The 587-nt window shown below is 68.0% G+C and carries 1 protein-coding gene; it reads right to left on the bottom strand.

What is annotated here, in order from left to right; all coding sequences use genetic code 11:
• A partial coding sequence (gene istA, locus AX685_RS00205; RefSeq protein WP_156445569.1) for an IS21 family transposase occupies window positions 1–587 on the bottom strand: 587 nt, incomplete at both ends.

Raw genomic sequence — 587 nt, 5'->3', positions numbered from 1 at the left:
CCGCCGTCTTCATGTTGTCGTAGATGCCGCGCGTCGGCACGCCTCCGAAGAAGGCGAATGCCCGCGCATGCGCGTCGAACAGCATCTCCTGTGTCTCGCGGGGATAGGCGCGCACATACATCACCCGTGATGCGCACAGCCGCACATGCGCGACCTTTACACGCATCGGCTTGCCCGAGATCTCGACGTCCTCATGGCTCCAGTCGAACTGATACGCCTCGCCCGGCCGGAACAGCAGCGGGATGAACGCCGGCGCATCCATCACATCGCGACGCCGCGCCTGCCGCCAGCGAGCCGCATAACGCCGCACCGCGTCGTACGAGCCGTCGAACCCCTCGCGTAGCAGCAGGTCGTGGATGCGCGTGAGGCGCAGCTTCTCGCGCCGCGGTCGTGCCTCGTCTTCCTCCAGCAACGCATCCAGTCGCGCCTGAAACGGCCCCAGCTTCGGCAGCGGCTGCACCTCCCGCCGGTAGCCCATGTCCGCCTCCGGCGCCCGGATCGCCTTGCGCACCACCTTGCGCGACAGGTGCAAGTCCCGCGCTATCGCCTTGATGGCCTTCCCCGACGCGTGCTCGCGCCGGATCCTC

Origin of the sequence: Sphingomonas sp. CCH9-F2, assembly GCF_001556735.1 — a bacterium.
Lineage (GTDB): Bacteria > Pseudomonadota > Alphaproteobacteria > Sphingomonadales > Sphingomonadaceae > Sphingomonas > Sphingomonas ginsenosidimutans.
This window is presented reverse-complemented; position numbering and strand designations above follow the sequence as displayed.